Annotated in this window: 1 pseudogene; it reads left to right on the forward strand. The window is 37.3% G+C overall.

The annotated features are described in order from the left end of the window. Window positions 1-303, forward strand: a pseudogene (locus JIG37_RS00255) (hypothetical protein); the annotation flags it as partial.

The raw sequence follows: 303 nt of genomic DNA on the forward strand, positions 1-303 counted from the left end.
ACACTCCCTTTTGAAGAGTTCAATGCTCACTATAAGGTAGCCCATAATCCTAAAAGTGGTTTTGCTAATAGAGGCTTTACATTACTGCATTATAAGAAAAACATTCGTTATGAACAGACTTATAGTAACCAAATAGCCTGCGCTTTTTTGCACTGGGAGTTACTGCAAAATTTTATGGATGTTACTCAGCCTTTGGCCGATATCCCACAATTTGAATATTATCGAGAGTTTGATAAAACAACCGCAGAGTTTGATAAATCGAATGGTCGTCCAAAATATTTTTGGTACCGTGTTGAGCGCAAG

Origin of the sequence: Pseudoalteromonas sp. bablab_jr010 (genome assembly GCF_016464105.1) — a bacterium.
Lineage (GTDB): Bacteria > Pseudomonadota > Gammaproteobacteria > Enterobacterales > Alteromonadaceae > Pseudoalteromonas > Pseudoalteromonas simplex.